At 55.0% G+C, this 19354-nt stretch carries 17 protein-coding genes and 1 riboswitch; of the genes, 9 read left to right on the top strand and 8 right to left on the bottom strand.

The window, feature by feature from the left end; all coding sequences use genetic code 11:
* Positions 1-4: 4 nt before the first annotated feature.
* Both EUZ85_RS01895 and EUZ85_RS01890 read left to right on the top strand, forming a co-directional pair.
* Positions 5-3178, top strand: coding sequence for an efflux RND transporter permease subunit (locus EUZ85_RS01895; RefSeq protein WP_127974265.1), 3174 nt, complete (start codon positions 5-7; stop codon positions 3176-3178).
* Positions 3171-4613: an efflux transporter outer membrane subunit gene (locus EUZ85_RS01890; RefSeq protein ID WP_127974264.1), complete on the top strand. Its 1443-nt coding sequence runs from the start codon at positions 3171-3173 to the stop codon at positions 4611-4613. The genes EUZ85_RS01895 and EUZ85_RS01890 overlap by 8 nt, the downstream gene beginning before the upstream one ends.
* A gap of 135 nt (positions 4614-4748) precedes the next feature.
* Here the strand turns inward: EUZ85_RS01890 and EUZ85_RS01885 are convergent, their stop codons facing one another.
* Together EUZ85_RS01885 and EUZ85_RS01880 are read right to left on the bottom strand one after the other, a co-directional pair.
* Entirely contained in the window at positions 4749-5690 is a 942-nt protein-coding gene (locus EUZ85_RS01885) for a GGDEF domain-containing protein (protein ID WP_127974263.1), read from the bottom strand.
* Positions 5691-5858: 168 nt separating this feature from the next.
* Positions 5859-6731 (bottom strand): MaoC/PaaZ C-terminal domain-containing protein, encoded by an 873-nt coding sequence (locus EUZ85_RS01880; RefSeq protein ID WP_127974262.1) that lies wholly within the window; start codon positions 6729-6731, stop codon positions 5859-5861.
* Positions 6732-6945: 214 nt separating this feature from the next.
* Here EUZ85_RS01880 and EUZ85_RS01875 point away from each other — a divergent pair, with 214 nt between their 5' ends.
* Positions 6946-7698: an ABC transporter substrate-binding protein gene (locus tag EUZ85_RS01875; protein WP_127974261.1), complete on the top strand. Its 753-nt coding sequence runs from the start codon at positions 6946-6948 to the stop codon at positions 7696-7698.
* 24 nt (positions 7699-7722) lie between these two features.
* On the opposite strand, the gene EUZ85_RS01870 is transcribed toward EUZ85_RS01875, so the two are convergent.
* From EUZ85_RS01870 to EUZ85_RS01860, 3 genes are all read right to left on the bottom strand, one after another.
* Positions 7723-8250 carry a cytochrome b/b6 domain-containing protein gene (locus EUZ85_RS01870; RefSeq protein ID WP_127974260.1) on the bottom strand — a complete coding sequence of 176 codons (528 nt, stop codon included), beginning with the start codon at positions 8248-8250 and terminating at the stop codon, positions 7723-7725.
* A gap of 10 nt (positions 8251-8260) precedes the next feature.
* Positions 8261-8536 (bottom strand): PepSY domain-containing protein, encoded by a 276-nt coding sequence (locus EUZ85_RS01865; RefSeq protein ID WP_127974259.1) that lies wholly within the window; start codon positions 8534-8536, stop codon positions 8261-8263.
* Between the two features lie 110 nt (positions 8537-8646).
* Entirely contained in the window at positions 8647-9162 is a 516-nt protein-coding gene (locus EUZ85_RS01860; RefSeq protein ID WP_127974258.1) for a GNAT family N-acetyltransferase, read from the bottom strand.
* Between the two features lie 187 nt (positions 9163-9349).
* Here EUZ85_RS01860 and EUZ85_RS01855 point away from each other — a divergent pair, with 187 nt between their 5' ends.
* Together EUZ85_RS01855 and EUZ85_RS01850 are read left to right on the top strand one after the other, a co-directional pair.
* Positions 9350-9964, top strand: a complete 615-nt coding sequence (locus EUZ85_RS01855; RefSeq protein ID WP_127974257.1) for an FMN-binding negative transcriptional regulator — start codon at positions 9350-9352, stop codon at positions 9962-9964.
* Positions 9965-9984: 20 nt separating this feature from the next.
* Entirely contained in the window at positions 9985-10368 is a 384-nt protein-coding gene (locus EUZ85_RS01850; RefSeq protein WP_127974256.1) for an MmcQ/YjbR family DNA-binding protein, read from the top strand.
* 12 nt (positions 10369-10380) lie between these two features.
* On the opposite strand, the gene EUZ85_RS01845 is transcribed toward EUZ85_RS01850, so the two are convergent.
* Genes EUZ85_RS01845 through EUZ85_RS01835 form a run of 3 tightly spaced genes read right to left on the bottom strand, consistent with a single transcriptional unit; the run spans position 10381 to position 12846 of the window.
* On the bottom strand, positions 10381-10866 hold the full coding sequence (locus EUZ85_RS01845; protein WP_127974255.1) for a pilin: 486 nt from the start codon (positions 10864-10866) through the stop codon (positions 10381-10383).
* 24 nt (positions 10867-10890) lie between these two features.
* Positions 10891-11871, bottom strand: coding sequence for a type II secretion system F family protein (locus EUZ85_RS01840; protein WP_127974254.1), 981 nt, complete (start codon positions 11869-11871; stop codon positions 10891-10893).
* A gap of 3 nt (positions 11872-11874) precedes the next feature.
* Complete coding sequence (locus tag EUZ85_RS01835) at positions 11875-12846, bottom strand: pilin (RefSeq protein WP_127974253.1); 972 nt, start codon at positions 12844-12846, stop codon at positions 11875-11877.
* A gap of 245 nt (positions 12847-13091) precedes the next feature.
* On the opposite strand from EUZ85_RS01835, the gene EUZ85_RS01830 reads away from it, so the two are divergent.
* The 4 genes from EUZ85_RS01830 to EUZ85_RS01815 all read left to right on the top strand — a co-directional run bounded on the left by EUZ85_RS01830 (position 13092) and on the right by EUZ85_RS01815 (position 19304).
* A complete protein-coding gene (locus EUZ85_RS01830) occupies positions 13092-13391 on the top strand; it encodes a hypothetical protein (protein ID WP_127974252.1) in 300 nt (99 codons plus the stop codon).
* Positions 13392-13469: 78 nt separating this feature from the next.
* Positions 13470-13692: riboswitch (cobalamin riboswitch) on the top strand.
* Between the two features lie 124 nt (positions 13693-13816).
* A complete protein-coding gene (locus EUZ85_RS01825) occupies positions 13817-16678 on the top strand; it encodes a ribonucleoside-diphosphate reductase subunit alpha (protein WP_127974251.1) in 2862 nt (953 codons plus the stop codon).
* A gap of 28 nt (positions 16679-16706) precedes the next feature.
* Positions 16707-17927: a ribonucleotide-diphosphate reductase subunit beta gene (locus EUZ85_RS01820; protein ID WP_127974250.1), complete on the top strand. Its 1221-nt coding sequence runs from the start codon at positions 16707-16709 to the stop codon at positions 17925-17927.
* Positions 17928-18356: 429 nt separating this feature from the next.
* Positions 18357-19304, top strand: a complete 948-nt coding sequence (locus EUZ85_RS01815; protein WP_127974249.1) for an IS5 family transposase — start codon at positions 18357-18359, stop codon at positions 19302-19304.
* Positions 19305-19354 lie beyond the last annotated feature (50 nt).

The following is a 19354-nucleotide window of genomic DNA, read 5'->3' as shown; positions in this document are numbered from 1 at the left end:
AGTTATGAATCTGTCGCAATATTTCATTCATCGGCCCATATTGGCCGGCGTACTGTCGATAATGATATTTATCGCAGGCGCATTGGCGGTGTTCGAGCTGCCTATTACGGAATACCCCGAAGTGGTTCCGCCCACGGTGGTGGTGAACGCCACCTATCCCGGCGCCAACCCCAAGGTTATCGCAGAAACTGTCGCCTCGCCGCTGGAACAAGAGATCAATGGCGTGGAGAACATGCTCTATATGTCTTCCCAGGCCTCTTCCGACGGTCGCATGGCGTTGACGGTGACCTTCGCCCTGGGCACCGACCTGGACGAAGCCCAGGTGGACGTGCAGAACCGCGTCAGCCGCGCTTTGCCGCGTCTGCCCAATGAAGTGCAGCGACTAGGCGTTACGACGGAGAAATCTTCGCCGGACCTGACCATGGTTGTGCATATGGTGTCGCCGGATAACCGTTACGACACGCTCTATCTGGCGAACTACGCCACCTTGAACGTGAAAGACGCGCTGTCGCGTATTGATGGCGTTGGCGCAGTACGTGTGTTCGGCGCTGGGGATTACTCTCTGCGTATCTGGCTGGACCCGGAAAAAGTGGCGGCGTTGAATCTGACCACCAGCGACGTGCTGCAAGCCATTCGCGAACAGAACCGCGCGGTGGCGGCGGGCACCCTGGCGGCTCCGCCGTCTCCCAGCGCCAGCGACTTCCAGTTGCTGATCAACGTGAAAGGCCGCCTGGAATCCACGGAAGAGTTTGAAAACATCATTGTCCGCGTCGGTCCGAATGGGGAAATGACCCGTCTTAAAGACGTCGGTCGTGTGGAACTGGGCTCCAGCACTTATGCATTGCGCTCTTTGCTGAATAACAAGCCTGCGGCGGCGTTGCCGATCTTCCAGCGTCCCGGCTCCAACGCCATTGAGATTTCTGACAACGTGCGCGCCACTATGGCGGAATTGAAGAAGTCGTTTCCGGAAGGCGTGGACTACTCCATCGTTTATGACCCTACCGTTTTCGTAAAAGGCTCCATCAAAGCGGTGGTGCAAACCCTGCTGGAAGCCATTCTGCTGGTCGTCATCGTTGTGGTACTGTTCCTGCAAACCTGGCGCGCCTCGATTATCCCTCTGGTGGCGGTGCCTGTATCCCTGGTGGGCACCTTCGCAGTGATGTATCTGTTCGGCTTCTCGCTGAACGCGCTGTCCTTGTTTGGACTGGTGTTGGCCATCGGCATCGTGGTGGATGACGCTATCGTGGTGGTGGAGAACGTCGAGCGTAATATCGAGCTGGGCATGACGCCGGTGGACGCCACCAAGCAGGCCATGAAAGAAGTGACTGGTCCGATTATCGCGACCTCACTGGTGCTGAGCGCGGTGTTTATTCCGACTGCGTTTATTTCTGGTTTGACCGGTCAGTTTTATAAGCAGTTTGCGTTGACCATTGCGATCTCCACGATCATTTCGACCATCAACTCCCTGACCCTGAGTCCGGCGTTGTCCGCTGTGCTGCTGAAACCACACGGCGCCAAGAAAGATCTGCTGAGCCGCATGATCGACGGCCTGTTGGGACGCTGGTTGTTCGCGCCTTTTAACAAGTTCTTTGCGAAGGCTTCCAATGCCTATACCTGGGGCGTGAAGCGCATCATTCGCGGCGGCCTGGTGATCCTGGTGGTGTACGGCGGTCTGATTGGTCTGACTTACCATCAGTTCCAGACTACGCCGGTGGGCTTCGTGCCGCAGCAGGACAAGCAGTATCTGGTGTCCTTCGCGCAGTTGCCGGACGCGGCTTCGCTGGATCGTACGGAAGAAGTGATTCGGGAAATGTCCGCCATCGCGCTGAAGCATCCTGGCGTGGAGTCCGCCGTAGCTTTCCCTGGTTTGTCCGTGAACGGCTTTGTGAACGCCCCTAACAGCGGCATCGTATTCGTGACGCTGAAGCCTTTTGAAGAACGTAAGGACCCCTCTCTGTCCGCAGGCGCTATCGCAGGACAGTTGAATGGCGAATACAGCGCTATCAAGGAAGCCTTTGTGGCGATATTCCCGCCGCCTCCTGTTATGGGGCTGGGCACTATCGGCGGTTTCCGCCTGCAGGTCGAAGATCGCGCCAGCATGGGCTACAACGAGTTGTATGCGCAAACCCAGAACATCGTACAGAAAGCCTGGGCGACCCCTGGACTGACTGGCCTGTTCAGCAGCTTCCAGGTCAACGTGCCGCAGATCGACGTGGACGTGGACCGGGAGAAGGCCAAGTCGCACAACGTGTCTCTGAACGACGTGTTTGAAACCATGCAGGTCTACATGGGCTCGCTGTATGTGAACGACTACAACCAGTTCGGCCGCACCTATCAGGTGAATGTGCAGGCGGAGGATGACTTCCGTCAGGAGGCGGACCAGATCAGCCGCTTGAAAGTGCGCAACGGCCAGGGCGACATGATCCCCATCGGTTCCTTTGTGAATGTCACTCATACGGCGGGACCGGACCGGGTTATGCACTACAACGGTTACCCTACCGCGGAAATTAACGGCGCGCCGGCGCCGGGCTACAGCTCCGGTCAGGCCCAGGCGGCGATTGAGAAGCTGCTCAAAGACGAGTTGCCCAACGGCATGACCTTCGAGTGGACCGAGCTGACCTATCAGCAGATTCTGGCGGGCAACACAGCGGTATTCGTCTTCCCGCTGGTTGTTCTGCTGGTCTTCCTGGTGCTGGCGGCGCAGTACGAAAGCTGGTCGTTGCCATTGGCGATTATTCTGATCGTACCGATGACGTTATTGTCTGCCATGACCGGAGTGATTCTGTCCGGCGGCGACAATAATATCTTCACCCAGATTGGTCTCATCGTGCTGGTGGGACTGGCGACCAAAAACGCGATTCTGATCGTGGAGTTCGCCAAGGAGCGTCAGGATGCGGGACTCAGTCTGATGGATGCGATCCTGGAAGCCTGTCGCCTGCGTTTGCGTCCGATTCTGATGACGTCTCTGGCGTTCATCATGGGCGTGGCGCCATTGGTGTACTCCAGCGGCGCCGGCGCAGAGATGCGTCACGCTATGGGTGTTGCGGTATTCTCCGGAATGATCGGGGTGACGATCTTCGGACTGTTGCTGACGCCGTTGTTCTATCACCTGATTCGTCGCTGGGTGAAAAAGCGCGATCCGCAGGACGAAGCGCAAGGGGAGGTGGCTCATGCGTAAGGCGAAGTTTTTCCTGGTCTCCGCATTGACCCTTGCTATGGCGGGATGCATGACAGTGGGGCCTGATTATCAGGCTCCGGAACAGCTTGAGGCGCAACTGCAGACGTTCAATCAGCAGCAGTTTGACTTCCAGCGCATGGAGGAAAACTGGTGGGGGCAGTTCAACGACCCCCGTATTGAGAAACTGGTGGACCTCGCTCTTGCTGACAACCATGACATCGCCAAGGCGCGGGCCAATGTGAAGGCCGCCTACGCTGCTTTTGACGACAGTCGCGACGATCGCTTTCCGAAAGGCGGCGCAGGCGCGGAATACAGCGCCTCGCGCGCCAAATCGGCGCCGACTTTCTCTGACGCCGCCAAAGTGGAGCAATATTCCGCTGGCGGCAACCTGAGCTGGAACCTGGACTTCTTCGGCCGCGTCACGCGGCTGATCGAAGCGGCCGAGGCGGAAGCGCTGTCCAGCGACGCGGCGTTACGCAACGTACAGGTGGAGATCATCGCCGAAGTTGTGCGCGTCTATGCGGACCTGCGCGGCGCGCAGGCGCAGATTCAAGTGGCGCAGCGTAATCTGGAGAATCTGAAATCCGTCGTGGATCTAACGGAAGCCAAGTACAAGACGGGAGTCGGCGCTGAGCTGGATGTGGTGCGCAGTAAGGCGCAGTATGCCGGAGCGCAGGCTACGCTGGCTCCGCTGCAGGCGCGCATCGCCCGCGATGAATATCGACTGGCTGTGCTGACTGGCGTGGAACCGGGCAAGCTGGCGGTGGACCTGAACTATCAGCCTATCCCGCAGGTGGCGACGACGCTTGCGATTGGCGACCCCGCTGAATTATTGCGTCGTCGTCCCGACGTACGCGTCGCGGAGCGTCGTCTGGCGTCGGCAAGCGCCAGGATTGGCGTCGCTACGGCGGATTTGTTTCCCAAAGTTGAAATGACGGGTTTCCTGGGCTTTATTTCCGGCTCCGGCAGTGAGCTGCTGAAGTCTTCGTCCGGCGCCTGGTCCGTGGCTCCCACTCTCAACTGGGCGGTGTTCGACTGGGCGTCTCTGAAGGCGCGGGTGCGCGTTGCGGAAGCGCACAATGAGGCGGCTCTGGAAGACTATCAACAGACCGTCTTGCGGGCGTTAGAAGACGCACAGCTCAGCTTTGTTAATTATCATCAGAGCCAACAGCGCTATCTGCACTTGCAGGCGCAGGTGGAGAGCAGCGCACGGGCTCAGGAAATCGCCCAGGCGCAATACAAGGAAGGTTTTATCGACCTGTTGGTGCTGCTGGACACGGAGCGCACCCGTCTGGCGGCGGAAGACGCCGCCATGCAGGCGGAGACGGATATTATGAAAGGCGTTGTGGAAATTTACCGCTCACTGGGCGGCGGCTGGGAAGCGCCGGCGGATAATGTCGCCGCGACCGGCTCGGAGGCGTTCACACGAGGCTAGCCCCCTGTTTTCTGCGGCCATCTGACGTCGTCGCGCGTTTTGCGGTCCTTTTTGCGATCTCATGACAAGCGCAAGGCGCACGACACTGACGGCGGGTGGTCGCAGATCCTTTTTCTGACTCTGGGAAAACCCCCGTCAGTCTTTTTTCATGTGGAACACCTCCACACGATTCCTGCCTTGATCTTTGGCCTGCTGCAAGGCTACTTCCGCCTGTTTGAAAAGCTGCTCGAACGGCGTATCGCACTCTCCGATGCACAGCCCGATGGACGCGGTGACACGCACTTCCGCATCGCCATCCGCGGGTCCGGTGAAGACCATGTCGGCAATAGATTCGATGAGGCGTCCAGCGATCTGCATGCCGACCTTATCATTGGCCTGACTGAGGAAAATCGCGAACTCTTCGCCGGCGATACGTCCGAACACATCGTATTCACGCAACGCGTCCCGGGTCATTTCCGCGATGCGGCGCAATATTGCGTCACCCACCGGATAGCCGTGGTTGTCGTTGACCTTTTTGAAATGGTCCATGTCCAGCAGCATCAGCGTCATGGGCGCGCCGGTGCGCCAGCAGCGATTCGCCTCCGCTTCCGCCGCTTCAAAAAAGCCGCGATAGTTGGAGACATGGGTGAGTTCGTCCGTCATCGCCATATGGCGTAACTTCTGGTTGGCGTGATTGATGCGGCCTTCCAGTTGCTTCTGCGCGGTGAGGTCGCGTGCGCGCACCAACATGCGGCCCTGTTTGTCGATCTGCTCCGAGAATAAGAACCAGCGACCGCCGCTGATCTCCACTTCATAGCTGCGGAACTGGCGCGTGCGACGTAATTCCTGCGCGTATCGCAACCATCCCTCAAGGTCGTCGGACTCAATGTGAATCCCTTGTCGGGTGTCGTAGCAACGTTCCGCCAGACGGCGGAAGCTGAAACCGGCGAGAAAGTCGCGTTCAGCATTGAACAGCCGGGCGAAAGCGGCGTTGCAGTAAACAAGAAGATCCTGGTCGTTGAAGAGGGCGTAAGCTTCGTCGCTGCTTTCTATAAAAGCGAACAGCGTATGCTCCAGATCGTTGACTTCGCTGGACATGAATAAAGGCTCCACGGCGGGTGCAAAATATATCGGAATAATAAGGCGTTGCGCGTTTTCCGCCGTTTATGTCGGCGTTGACGCAATGCGGCGCATCAAAAATAACGCCTATTAATTAAGTAGCATACTTTTCAGGATAATTCCGCCGCAGGACGCGGCGGAGCAGATTCAGCCCAGTTTGTATTCGATTTCGGCGGAGACGCTGGGGGCGTTGGAGCGGCTGCCCAGGGTCACCATGGTGCGATTGTCGAATGCGTGGGTCCACAAGGATAAGTCATTGGGCACGTAGACGGGACGGGTGAACTTAAAGGACGCCTGACGAATCTCACGTTCATTCTGATTGCTAAGATACCCCATGATTTTACCAACGGAGTACATGCCGTGCACAATCGGGCGCTTCATGCCGCACAGACGCGCGGTCCACTGGTACAGGTGGATCGGATTGAAATCGCCGGACAGCCGCGCATAACGACGAATATCGGCGCTGCCGAAATAGAAAGTCGTCTCCGGGGCTGCGTCGGAAAACGGCGTGCGCGGTCCGTTACGGGCGGGACGATGATTGCCGGGACGCTTGCTCAGGTAATGGTTGATCATTTCCACCGCCACCTGACCGCGGGTCCAGATTTCCGTGGTGATGGTGAAACTCTGCCCATGCGCGCATTCTTCCTGGCCGGATAAATAAGCGCGTACGGTCAATCTGTCATGGGCGTTTATCGGAAAACGTTGAATGAATTTGACGCCCAGATGCACCAGGCCCAGCAGTTTGAGCGGAAACTCCGGCCGGGTCAGCAGGGTCAACTGGGGTTTTTGGGTAAAAACATACAGAAACGGCAGGGGCGCGCGTTCAGTTTGTCGATATTGCGGACTAAACTCAAAGAAGTGCAGATATTTTTCCAGATGGCTGCGGCAAAGAGTGATATCGAAAACCTCAACGCATAATTCGGGCAGACGAGTGTAGGTCAGCTCCCGCTTTAGCAGCGTCTTTGCGTAAAGCGTCAGTAAATCAGGGAGTTGGGGTTCGGTGTAGCTTACTACGTGCATAACTGTTCTCTTCTCGCCGCCGGCCGGTGGTCGAATGCGCTCATTCGTGACATCCCGGTTGTCTGTTGTAAAGTTGTCTGTTGTAAATATGTAACTATTTGTAAAGCTGCTATATAAATAGATTAAAAAAGAAACAGCTACAATAGGCTTTTGGGGTGGTGGGGTCGGCCGAAAGGATGATAAGGCGCTATTATCATTGCGGAGAAAAGGCCAAATGAGACTGTCAGTATTGGTGCTTAGTGGGCTGCTCGCGCTTCTGATGCGGCCGTCAGCGGCGGAAATATCCGTTGTGTTGGCTTCACAGGAAGACTTCAAGCCATACGAATGGCGCGAGGGCGATCAGATCAAAGGATTTGACGTGGATATCGTCCAGGAAATGGCGCGTCGTTTGGACTGGAAGGTCGAAATCAAGCTTTATCCTTGGAAAAGAGTGCTGCATGAGATCGCGGCGGGGTCCGTTGATGGCGGCTTTTCCGCCTTTCGCACACGGGAGCGGGAAGAATATGCGATCTTTCTCGATCCGCCGATCCATCTGAGCACCTATTGCGTGTTTGTTAACCCGGAGCGGCCTATCGTTTTTTACAGTCTGGAGGATTTAGACGGCAAGGTACTGGGCAAGAATCTGGGCTTTTCCATCAATTCTGAGTTTGATCATGCGCAAAAACGGGGACGCTTTGAGGTCATCGAGAAGAGCATGAGTCATAATCTGCGTTTGCTTGCCGCGCAGCGTATTGACGCGGTGATTGGCAATGCCCTGGAAGTGGATTATATGGCGCGGGAACTGGGTCTGGAGGAGAAGATAGAGGGGCTGCCGACAAAAGTCGCATCGGATACCCCCGCCCATTTGATTATCTCCAGAAAATCGCCGCTGGCCAAAGATCCGGAATTGCTCAAGCTAATGGAAGAAACCCTGCGGCATATGCTGGAAGACGGCACATACGCCGCCTTGCTGAAGAAGTATCAATAACCTTGGCGTCGCTTCGTCTGGTGTTTATTCCGGTTTGCCGATTTGCTTTTTGCCGGTGACCATGGCGGCGATAAGGTTTTCTTTGCCAAAGCGTGAATACAGGCTCACCGCAGCGATGTGAATAAGCATGAGCGCCATTAATGCGTTGGCCAGGCCCTCGTGAATCTCCTCCAGCCAGTCTTCGCCCCAAAAGGCGTCGAGGCTCATCATCCAGCCGCTGACCGCCAGCGCAGCCACCAGGAACATGAGCGCCAGAATCATCAGGCCGCCCATCGGGTTGTGGCCTACTGTCTCGGCAGGCTTACCGGACATGAGGGCGCCTACGTAGTTTTTAAGTCGTGTCGGCGTAGGAAAAAAAGACCGAAAGCGCGCGTAGGGCGTCCCTATAAAACCCCATAAGACTCTGATCGCAATCGCGCCCCCGGCGTAATAACCGACCCATTCGTGCCAGGAACTTCCGTCCTCCAGTACCCACAGATTAAGAATGCACGCTGTGGCTAACGTCCAGTGAAATAAGCGGACCAGAGGGTCCCAGACACGAACGGTTTGCATGGGAAACTCCTTAATCGATTTCAGTTTTGACTGCTTCGCCGTTAACCGGGTTGAAGTAGATCTCCACTTTCTGACCCTGATTGTTCCAGCCGTAGATTTCATAACAGCCGGTGTCCGTCTCTTTGAACTTCTTGATCTTGTAACCCTGGTCCAGCAGCGACTGTTTAAACACTTCCTGATCCTGCCAGGCGGATTTGGGCTCCGTGGTGCAGGTAGGGTCCGCGAATGCGGTGGCTGCAGTCAGACTCAGAGCGGCGGCGAATAAGGCGATTGAGGTTGATTTCATAAATCTGTTCCTTGTGTGGAGGTCTTGTTTAACGACAAGGAGCAGATTAAGGGGCGAAGCTTAAGGGAGGCTTAAGTCAATGCTCGAAAAAGAAAAATTTATTGATGGGCTTATTGAGGCAGCGACAGCCCCATTAGCGTCACGCTGTAGAGCGCGTTGTCCATTTCTGCGACGTTGGGCAATTCTCCCCAGCATTGGAAGCCATGCTTGCGAAACAAGGCGAGACTGGGCGCATTGTGAGAGAAAATCACTCCGACGAGCGCCGTCACGCCAAGTTGCGGCGCCAACGTTATCGCATGACTCAAAAGGCGGGCGCCCATTCCTTTGCCTCGCTGCTCCGGCGCCAGATAGATGCTCAGTTCCGCCGTATGTCTATATGCAGGACGAGAATGGTAAGGCTCGAAGCTAATCCAGCCCAGAATATGGCCCGCTCGTTCCGCCACCAACAAAGGGCGTTCACTTGTATGCCGCAAAAACCAGTCCCGACGACTCGCTGCGGGAACCTCCTCGGTATCCGCGGTGACTTGCCTGGAAGCGACCGTGGAATTATAGATATCGACAACGGCTTGCAGGTCCGCCTCTTGGGCGGGACGTAACTGGAAATCCTCAAAGACGGCGTTAAGCATGTGATGTCCTTAACCATGAGAGTTGTGAAACGCTCAGCCGTTATAGCGCAAAACGTTATTTTCGCAAAGCCCGCTGGCACACCCTGTCAGAGCGGGTTAAAAACGCTATATTATTCAACCCGGTGCGTTAGACGCCGACAGGCGCGACGTTTTACCCACAGTCCGTGCAGTCAGGGATATTTTGACTATGTACATGCCCGCTTCATTCAAGGTGGAGGACCGCTCCGCCATGCTGGATTTTATCGACCGTTGGAGCTTCGGCGTTTTGATGACGCTGAAAGCCGGTTCGCTGGAGGTCAATCAAGTCCCTTTTATACTGGATCGCGAGAATAACCGTTTGTATGGCCATCTGGCCCGCCAGAACGACCAATGGAAAGAGTTGGACGGCGCTGATGAAACACGGGTCTTGTTTCAGGGACCGCATGCGTATGTGTCGCCAGATTGGTATGAAAGCGCAGGAATGGTCCCTACCTGGAACTTTATGAGCGCGGAAGTGCGGGGACGCTCGGAGTTATTGCCTCCTGAGCGCCTGCCCTGGCTGCTTGAGCAATTGAGCGATAAACACGAAGCGGCGTTCGCCAACCCCTGGAAAATGAGCAAGGTGCCGCCAGCGAAGCTGGAGGCGATGATGAAAGCCATTGTCGGCTTCAGCATTGATATCGAAACCTTGAACGGCAAGTTCAAACTCAGCCAGAATCGTAACCCGCAGGATCGGGCCGGTGTAATCGCCGGGCTGTCGGCGCAGCCGGACGAGAATTCACAGGTGATCGCGCAGCAGATGCAGTTGCTGCAGGATAGCTGACTTTAATCAGAGGCGATGATATGGACTACGTAGCGGCCAGACAGGCGCTTTTAAGTAAACCCGAAGCCATTGAGGATTTTCCGTTTGGACCCGAAGTGGCTGTGTTCAAGATCAAAGGCAAAATGTTCGCGACCCTAGGCATGGAAGATGGCGAGGGGCGCATGAACCTGAAGTGCGATCCGGTGGAAGCGTTGGCGTTGCGGGATATCTTCCCTTCCGTGACGCCGGGCTACCACATGAATAAAAAACACTGGAATACGCTGGCGCTGGATGGCGGCGTGCCGCCCGGAGAGATCGGGCGGATGATTGATAACTCCTACGCGCTGGTGGTCAAAGGCCTCACCAAGACGGAGCGTCAGGCGCTGGAGCTGCGTTACGGCAGGGAAACCCTGTTCCCCGCCTAAGCGTTTCAGCGTTCAGAACCGGCAGTTGGAGGGCAGATAAGCCGGCTCTATATCCGTCTTGTTGGCGCCGACGGCCTCCATTCCCTCGACCGCGGGGCTATGTCCGCATAACCAGGTCATTGGGCTGGCGGGGCTGCCGGTCACGATGGCGGGGCGAATGGTGAGATATTTGTCCTGCAGACTTTTGTTCACCTTGTTGCCCAACTGAACATGAAAGGCGCCGTTCTCCAGAGTGATGTTCTTCACAAAATTCCCCAATAACTTGTTGGGCGCAGGCATGCCTGCGGCGGCGTTATCGGCCGGAAAATCGCCTTTGTATTTGTAATACTCTTTCACCTGGTCACGCAGTTCGCCCACGATGGTGACCGCCTCAGTGATCTGCGCCCGAGTGATGTATATCTGGTAACTGGGCAAGGCGACGGACGCCAGGATGCCGATGATGGCGACCACTATCATTAATTCGATGAGGGTGAATCCGTTTTGTGTTTGTTTGCTCATAATGCTGCCTTTGCCGAGTAGAAGTTAAATTGCGGAGCCTAAGCCAAATATTGGCAGGTAGACGGCGAGTACGGTCGCTCCAACCAGTATGGCTATTAAGGTGCTGACGCCTGCGACGAATTTGGTTTTGAAGGAAGCCAGAGCCGCGGAGTACGCGACGTTGAGTCGCTCGAACTGATACGCCAACTCCTGTTCCAGCGCGCCAGTTTTCAGGGCGATCATCAGATCCAGATATTCCGATTGTGAGAGCTTTTCTTCCAGACTGGCGCTGGAACAGAGTTGTAGCGCCTCGCGTAAGGACGTTTCCGCATCCAGACCTGAGCGGTTAAGCAGGTAGGCGTTGGCGAGCCAGATATAACGCAGATGGGCGTTGGCGATGGAGGACAAACCTGGGACGCGTTGCATGAAGTCCGGCATGGGCCTCAACTGTCGAATACAACCGACCGCCTTGAACCCAATCCAAAATAGCGGAGCCAAACCGATCAAGACGAAGATCCAAACTGACTGAAACGTCTCCATGCCGGATATCAGCGCCAGCGTAAATGCTGGCAGCTCCATATTCATTTCACTGTAAAATACCTGAAATCCCGGCAATACCTTGATGAGCAGGACGCTGAAAATAAAGATGGCGATCATTAACAGGACGAAGACGTAGCCAAGCAGACTTTGCAGTCCGTCCCAAACGCCACGCCAGGATATTTCCATAGCGTGAGAGTGGGTGATATAGCGTTCCAGAAAGCCGGGTAGCGAGCCGCCTCTGGCGCGCACGATGGCGGCGAGTCGACTTATGTCGTAGAAGGGACTGTCCTGATAAGGCGTCGCTTGTAGGCTGACGTCACCCTGCAATACTTTTTTCAGTTGCTCAACCTGGGGCTGTGCGTGAGCCGGCAGGAGAGGCTCCAGTCGGGCCAGCGCCTGTTCTAGAGAAAGCCCTTGTTGAACCTGATGGTTCAAGTGCCGCAACAGTTGGCTTAGATTTGAGTTTGGTGATGAAATAAGGATCACGGTTTAACCTCTACAGATATAGGGGAGTTGCTCCGGAGGCAGCGAGCTTTTGTCGTCGCCGTAGACTTTGCGTGGACCCGAGTGGGCTGACGCGCATGTCCAACCCAGGGTGCGCAATGCGCCATCAGGATTACTGACGACGGATCGAAAGCTGATGGTTCCAGGCGTTTCTTCAGCGAGCGGAGAAAATGTAAAGTGCAAGGCTCCGCTAGCATCAAGTTCAACAGGCTGGAAATAAACCGCCTCAACCTCGCTCAAAGCATACAGTTTGTCTCGCTCCGGCCAGACGCCGGAGAAAGCGTATTTTTCCGCCATGTCTACTCTGACCCCTCCCAATAAACTAAAGGCCTCGGTTAGACGAGCTTTAATAATGGTCTGGCGTCCGGCGTCCAATGCGAAAGTCAAAGCGATGCAAATCACGGCGATACAGGTAAAAATCTCCAGCCAACGAAAGCTTTTAACAGTCTGGAAAGACGGTCTGAAAACGAGGACGTCGTGGCCAGATTGCAGCGGCGAGCCGGCGACGATTACGGAGACGCTTGCATCCGACTGAGCCGAAGCTGTTATGAACTGCTGGTTGACCCATCTTGCCCGCCAGTTCAAATAGGTCAGAAAAGGAAAGGCGGACAGAATAAACAGAGGATGCAATGCCTCCGCGAGCGTAGAGGCTGTTATCACTGCTGCAATATAGAGCGCGCTGGTCCATGGGCCAAGCGAAGGATCTGAGCGGCCCGCCAAGGAGGAGCTGCGCGCGAGATTACCAACCAGAGCAGGAATAAAAAAGTAAAAGAACAGCCCGCGCAGCGGCGGCCAGATAGGATCTCCCGATATAAGCCGATACTTGCGCCAATTCATGTAATGCCAGAACAGCTCGTACGCGCCCAGCGTTAACACATACAAAAGACAGTGCAACCACATGGGGGGCGCAAAATAAGGCGTCAGTTTTTCTTTGAAAAAGCGGCGTCGTTCAGGCAAATCCAGTCCTTAATGCGAAGAAGAAAATTATTAGCAGTTTAGCTGATTTGTATCCTGAACTGCTTTTAATTCAGGTAATTACCCGCTTATTTTTTGGGGTGACAATGAGGTTTGGCAAACTTCGGCTGCTCGACCGCCATGAAAATCGTGGATATGTGAATGTCGCCGTTAGGGATGTCAGTGTGGTTTAGCTGTATTGACGGCGACGGCTTACTGTATAGAATGGCCGCCTTTTGGGAAATCTCATGGATTTGAATCTAATCGTTGGCGTTCTGATCGAGAGTGCTTGCCTGTTCGCTGCGGCTAAGCTGCTGAAAGTCTCGCTGGCGTTTATTGAGGCATTCTTGATCGTTCTTGCGGCGGCTTTGATTGGACTCTTTGTCTATGGGCTGCCTGGTTTGCTTCTCGCGATTGGATTCTATCTGGTTGCATTAAAGCTGATTACCAAAGCGGATGCTTATTCAGAGATTTTTATTCTTACACTCATAGGATTAGGCGTCCAGGCGCTACTGAAAAAGTTCTTATTCGCCGTCATTCTGGCCTGATTTCAACCCATACGCCCACGGTTTTGCTGTATGGCGTTGCCTCTACATCTAGTATTTACTTTTAGTATTCAAAACAATATATTGTGCCTCAGCTATGGTTCACGCCTGTTCAAAGGTTGTGCTAAGAGGGAATCCGGTGAGAGTCCGGTACTGACGCGCAGCGGTGTGGGGGAACGAAAGCGACGCGGGCGGAAACGCCCACGCACTGTCCTGAAAGTGGATGGGAAGCGGTCGCCGTAGGTTCGCAAAAACGTGTAAACGCCCCCGAGTCCGAAGACCTGCCATGCTGAAGTTATTCATGCCTTCGCGACTCAGGGTAATGATAAAGCGCCGCTTTGTGCGAGGCGATTTTTGTCCTGTCTGCGCGTCGCTTTATGTCCCTAATCGTGGAGGTTCGGCCAGAACACGCGATAGAGGACAATTCCATGACCGGCAGTTTTTCGTCCCCCAGTGAGGCGCGCGCCTCCAGTTCCCCATCTGTTTCATCCGAATCACGCACTCATAACGCCCTGCTGCAGGTGATCAAACGCACCGGTCAGGCTGCGCCGTTTGACGACCGAAAAATCGCCATGGCGGTGACCAAGGCGTTTTTGGCGGTGGAAGGACAATCCGCGTCCGGTTCGCCCCGTGTGCGGGATTCCGTAGAAAAACTGGTTAAAGATATCGTGGCTCGCCTGCGCCGCCGCAGCCCGGAAGGCGGTTCGGTGCATATTGAAGAAATTCAGGATCTGGTGGAGTTAGGCCTGATGCGCGGCGGCTTCCACAAAGTGGCCCGCGCTTATGTACTGTATCGTGAAGAGCATGCCCGTCAGCGCGCGCCTGCGCCAAGCGAACAGGCAGGGGAGACGCATCCCGATATCAATGTGAAATTCACTGACGGCTCAGAAGCGCCTTTGAATATGGGACGTCTACGTACAGTGATCAGCGATGCCTGTGCGGATCTGGACGGCGTCAGCGAGGAAAAAGTGCTGCAGGGCGCACTGAAGAACCTGTACAACGGCGTTAAGCATAAAGACGTCAACGCCGCGCTGGTCATGGCGGCGCGTCCTCTGATCGAAGAAGAACCTAACTATTCCTATGTGTGCGCCCGTTTGTTATTGGACGGTTTGCGTGAAGAGTCGCTGAGCTATCTGAATATCGCTGCGTCCGCCACGGAAACTGAAATGGCGGAACTGTATCCGTCTGCGTTCCGCGCCATTATCGAACGCTGCGTGGAGCATGAATTGCTGTCGCCAAGTCTGCTGGAATTCGATCTGGAACGACTGGGCGCCGCGCTTAAGCCTGAGCGTGATCGTCAATTCACCTACTTGGGGCTACAGACCCTTTACGATCGTTACTTCATTCACTGGCGCGAGACCCGCCTGGAATTGCCGCAGGCGTTTTTCATGCGCGTCGCCATGGGGCTGTCGGTGCAGGAAGACGACCCTAACGCTCGTGCGATTGAGTTCTACAACTTGTTGTCCTCTTTTGATTACATGTGCTCCACGCCGACGCTGTTCAATGCCGGCACCAACCGTCCGCAATTGTCATCCTGCTATCTGACCACTGTGCCGGATGACCTGGAGGGTATTTACGGCGCGATCAAGGACAATGCGCTGCTGTCCAAATGGGCGGGCGGTCTGGGCAATGACTGGACGCCGGTGCGCTCTCTGGGCTCCCACATCAAAGGCACTAATGGTAAATCCCAGGGCGTGGTGCCGTTCCTGAAGGTTGTGAACGACACGGCCGTGGCAGTGAATCAGGGCGGCAAACGTAAAGGCGCCGTGTGTGCTTATCTGGAGTCCTGGCACCTGGATATCGAAGAGTTCCTGGAACTGCGCAAAAACACTGGCGATGAACGCCGCCGCACCCATGACATGAACTCCGCCAACTGGATTCCTGACCTGTTCATGAAGAGGGTGTTCGAGGACAAGGAGTGGACGCTGTTCTCACCCAGCGATGCGCCGGATCTGCACGATTTGTACGGCTCCGCTTTTGAAGCGCGCTATACCCACTACGAATCCCTCGTGGAAAGCGGCGCCATCACCCTGTTCAAGAAAGTGCCTGCGCAGAATCTGTGGCGCAAGATGCTCTCCATGTTGTTCGAAACAGGCCATCCCTGGGTGACCTTCAAAGACCCCTGTAACCTGCGTTCGCCGCAGCAACACGTTGGCGTGGTGCACTCCTCGAACCTGTGTACGGAGATCACGCTGAACACCAGTCAGGACGAAATTGCGGTGTGTAACCTGGGCTCGGTCAACCTGGTCAACCACATTCGCAATGGCGAAATCGATCATGATCGTCTGCGCAACACCGTGTATACCGCAGTGCGCATGCTGGATAACGTCATTGACATCAACTATTACGCGGTTCCCCAGGCGCGTAACGCCAACCTGCGTCACCGTCCTGTGGGCATGGGCCTGATGGGCTTCCAGGATGCGCTGTACAAGCTTGGCCTGCCGTATAGCAGCGTCGAAGCAGTGCGCTTCGCCGATCAGTCCATGGAGCTGATCAGCTATTTTGCGATCACTGCTTCTTCTAATCTGGCGAAAGAGCGCGGACGCTATGAAACCTACGAAGGTTCCCTGTGGGATCAGGGCGTTCTGCCTATCGATTCTCTGGATCGTCTGGAGCAGGAGCGCGGCGCGGAATACTGCACGCTGGATCGTGGTCACAGTCTGGACTGGACGCCAGTGCGCGAGCTGGTGAAAAAGCAGGGCATGCGTAACTCCAATGTCATGGCGATCGCGCCTACGGCGACGATTTCCAACATTGTCGGCGTATCCCAGTCCATTGAACCGACGTATCAGAACCTGTTCGTCAAATCCAACCTGTCCGGCGAGTTCACCGTGATCAACCCCTGGCTGGTGCAGGAGTTGAAGGCGCGGGATCTATGGGATTCCGTTATGGTCAACGATCTCAAGTACTTTGATGGCTCCGTTGCGCAGATCGATCGCATTCCAGAAGACGTGAAGCAGTTGTTCCTGACCGCGTTTGAGATCGATCCTCGCTGGTTGGTGGAAGCGGCCTCCCGTCGCCAGAAATGGATTGATCAGGGGCAGAGCCTTAACCTGTACATGGCGGAGCCTTCCGGTAAAAAACTGGACAACCTGTACAAACTGGCCTGGTCCCGCGGCCTGAAAACGACTTATTACCTGCGCTCTCTCGGCGCCACGCAAATGGAGAAAATTTCTTCCGGCGCGTCCCAGAGCGACAACGCCAAACCTGATGTTGACGACACTGAGAATCAGGAACCGCAACCGAAGTTCTGTTCGATTCTCGATCCGGACTGCGAAGCCTGTCAGTAAGCGACGATAACAACCAGGAGCTATGACCATGAATACCGAACTGATGAAGCAGACTGCGACCTTGTCGGACTGGGACGATCCTCTGGCGGTGGCGATTCCTGCTGTGTCCACATCCTCGGCTGTTTCTCCACAGTCATCCGTTTCCACCTCTCCCGCTGCGGCCCCCGCCGCCGGGGGAGCCCCTGACAGCGTGCCAGAGCCCGCGGCCCTGGCGGAGGAGGCGATGGAAGAACAGGTTTTACAAAAGCTGGACCCGGTTAACCCTGACGACAAGCGGGTGGTGAACGGGATGACTGACATCAACCAGCTGGCGCCGTTCAAGTATCCCTGGGCGTGGGAGTTTTTCCTCAACGCCAACAAGAACCACTGGACGCCTCTGGACATCAACATGTCTCAGGACGTGTACGACTACCATCACAAGCTGACTCTGGAAGAAAAGCATGTGTATGAAAACGTGCTGGCCTACCTGACTACTTCCGATATCCTGGCCATGCGTAATATCGGTCTGGCGGTGATGGAGAAAATGAGCGCACCGGAATTGCAGATCTATCAGGCGCGGCAGGTGTACGAAGAATCTCTGCATACCTGGACCTATCAGCACTGTATTGAAACGATTGGTCTGGATCAGAGCGAGATTTATAACCGTTACCGCGTCACGCCAGCGATCTATCGCAAGATCAAGATGGGCAACGAGCGTATCAGCGCGCTATTGCGCCCGGATATCAACCTGCGTAACCGGGATGACCTGGAAACCTTCGTGATGGCGTATATTTTCTTCGCCGGTATTTTCGAAGGCTGCTGGTTTTACAATGGTTTCAGTCCCATCTTCGCTTTGCAGCGTCGCGGATTGATGAAAGGCACCGGCGAGCAGCTGCAATACATCATGCGCGACGAAGTCATGCACTGCGCCTTCGGTATCCGCGTGGTGAAACAGATCATCAAGGAAGAAGGCGTCACCCTTGATCCCAAAGCCATCAAAACGCTGTGGGAAGAAGCAGAAGCAGCGGAGACCGGCTACGCCCATTTCCTGCTGAAAGAACCGATCCTGGGCTATACCGCGGAAGACCACATCGAACAATTCCGTTTCATCGCCAACCGCCGCGCCAAGCAGCTGAAACTGGACGAGCCCTTCCCCGGCGCCGGCAACGCACTGCCCTGGCTGGACGAACAGGCCAGCATGCGTAAAGAGAAAAACTTCTTCGAAACCCGCGTGACGGAGTATCAGACCGGGGCGTCGTTACAGTGGTAATTTTATCTGCAAGCATACGGCGACAGATAATCTTTTAATCTCCGTTGAGATTGTTGATTAAATGATAGCCTCGCCAGTTTGGCGGGGCTAAAACTCATTATTTTTGCTGTTTAGATACTTAATGAGTCTAGAAGAGAACTGGAGGGAAGATCAGGATTTTGTTAATACGAAGCTACTTTTGCCCGTAACCTATGTGTATTCCATGAATAATGGCGGCTGCTTTTTAGCACAACAAGTGGCTGACCCTCTCTTGGCGCACTTCAATTACTCAGACTAGGTGCAAAAGTCCAGTTGTACCAATTACGGGGCAGAGGATGCATCGATTTGTAGCTTGGTTGACACAGAGTTTTAACGCTTTCCTAGGGAACCTCTGAATAACCCCAAGAATCAGTCATAATACGGCAGTCCAACTCAGCAGGAACACTTTTCATGGATCAGATGACTTTCTCCGAAGCCGAATACCAGAATAAAAAGCGTAAGACCCGCCGGGAAATCTTTCTGGAGCGGATGGATAAGCTGATTCCCTGGGAACGGTTGGAGAAGAAGGTCGCCCGTTATTATCCCAAGGGCGAGAATGGCCGGCCGCCGTATCCGTTATCCGCCATGCTTCGCGTTCACTGCATGCAACTGTTCTATAACCTCAGCGATCCCGCGATGGAAGATGCGCTGTATGAGATTGAGTCCATGCGTCGCTTTGCTGGTCTGCGCCTGTCAGACCGATTGCCGGATGAAAGCACGATCCTCCATTTTCGTCACCTGCTGGAGCGTCACGGTTTAGGCAAGACGCTTTTCAAGGAAGTGAACAAACAACTACAGAAGCAAGGGCTGATGATGCGGGAAGGCAGCATTGTGGACGCGACGATTATTTCCGCCCCGAGCTCCACTCAAAACCAGAGCGGCCAACGCGACCCGGAGATGCGCCAGACCAAAAAAGGCAATGAGTGGCGCTTGGGTATGAAAATGCACATTGGCGTAGACAGCGCCCGGGGACTGATTCACAGCCTTGAAACGACGGGAGCGAATGTCCATGACATCACAGTTGCGGGCAAATTGCTGCATGGAGAAGAAAGCGTCGTGTTCGGCGATGCCGGTTACCAAGGCATTCATAAGCGGGAGGAACACCAGAAGCGGGCGGGTGTCGCCTGGTTTATCGCGAGACGTCCAGGCGTGCGCCACACACTGAGCAAAGAGCATCAGAGAATGGAGATGCTGAAAGCGAGCATCCGAGCCAAAGTGGAGCATCCATTCCGCTACATTAAGCAGGTGTTTGGTTATGGCGAAGTCCGCTATCGAGGCCTGGCGAAGAACAGGAATCGATTATATCTACTGGCGGCCTTCAGCAATCTTCTTATGGTGTGGAAAGAGCTGCGGATATAGGGCGATAGGCCCACTTCCGCCCTGAAAGGGGCGAAAGTTGTTGGAAAAAG

The sequence above is a fragment of the Hahella sp. KA22 genome (assembly GCF_004135205.1).
In the GTDB taxonomy this organism is placed as follows: domain Bacteria; phylum Pseudomonadota; class Gammaproteobacteria; order Pseudomonadales; family Oleiphilaceae; genus Hahella.
The sequence above is the reverse complement of the archived record's forward strand: the minus strand, read 5'-3'. Positions and strand labels throughout refer to the sequence as shown.

Excerpts from the sequence above, each read along its gene's own strand:
- EUZ85_RS01895 (WP_127974265.1), top strand. The coding sequence starts at position 5 with ATGAATCTGTCGCAATATTTCATTCATCGGCCCATATTGGCCGGCGTA.
- EUZ85_RS01890 (WP_127974264.1), top strand. The coding sequence starts at position 3,171 with ATGCGTAAGGCGAAGTTTTTCCTGGTCTCCGCATTGACCCTTGCTATG.
- EUZ85_RS01885 (WP_127974263.1), bottom strand. The coding sequence starts at position 5,690 with ATGTCCAGCGAAGTCAACGATCTGGAGCATACGCTGTTCGCTTTTATA.
- EUZ85_RS01880 (WP_127974262.1), bottom strand. The coding sequence starts at position 6,731 with ATGCACGTAGTAAGCTACACCGAACCCCAACTCCCTGATTTACTGACG.
- EUZ85_RS01875 (WP_127974261.1), top strand. The coding sequence starts at position 6,946 with ATGAGACTGTCAGTATTGGTGCTTAGTGGGCTGCTCGCGCTTCTGATG.
- EUZ85_RS01870 (WP_127974260.1), bottom strand. The coding sequence starts at position 8,250 with ATGCAAACCGTTCGTGTCTGGGACCCTCTGGTCCGCTTATTTCACTGG.
- EUZ85_RS01865 (WP_127974259.1), bottom strand. The coding sequence starts at position 8,536 with ATGAAATCAACCTCAATCGCCTTATTCGCCGCCGCTCTGAGTCTGACT.
- EUZ85_RS01860 (WP_127974258.1), bottom strand. The coding sequence starts at position 9,162 with ATGCTTAACGCCGTCTTTGAGGATTTCCAGTTACGTCCCGCCCAAGAG.
- EUZ85_RS01855 (WP_127974257.1), top strand. The coding sequence starts at position 9,350 with ATGTACATGCCCGCTTCATTCAAGGTGGAGGACCGCTCCGCCATGCTG.
- EUZ85_RS01850 (WP_127974256.1), top strand. The coding sequence starts at position 9,985 with ATGGACTACGTAGCGGCCAGACAGGCGCTTTTAAGTAAACCCGAAGCC.
- EUZ85_RS01845 (WP_127974255.1), bottom strand. The coding sequence starts at position 10,866 with ATGAGCAAACAAACACAAAACGGATTCACCCTCATCGAATTAATGATA.
- EUZ85_RS01830 (WP_127974252.1), top strand. The coding sequence starts at position 13,092 with ATGGATTTGAATCTAATCGTTGGCGTTCTGATCGAGAGTGCTTGCCTG.
- EUZ85_RS01825 (WP_127974251.1), top strand. The coding sequence starts at position 13,817 with ATGACCGGCAGTTTTTCGTCCCCCAGTGAGGCGCGCGCCTCCAGTTCC.
- EUZ85_RS01820 (WP_127974250.1), top strand. The coding sequence starts at position 16,707 with ATGAATACCGAACTGATGAAGCAGACTGCGACCTTGTCGGACTGGGAC.
- EUZ85_RS01815 (WP_127974249.1), top strand. The coding sequence starts at position 18,357 with ATGGATCAGATGACTTTCTCCGAAGCCGAATACCAGAATAAAAAGCGT.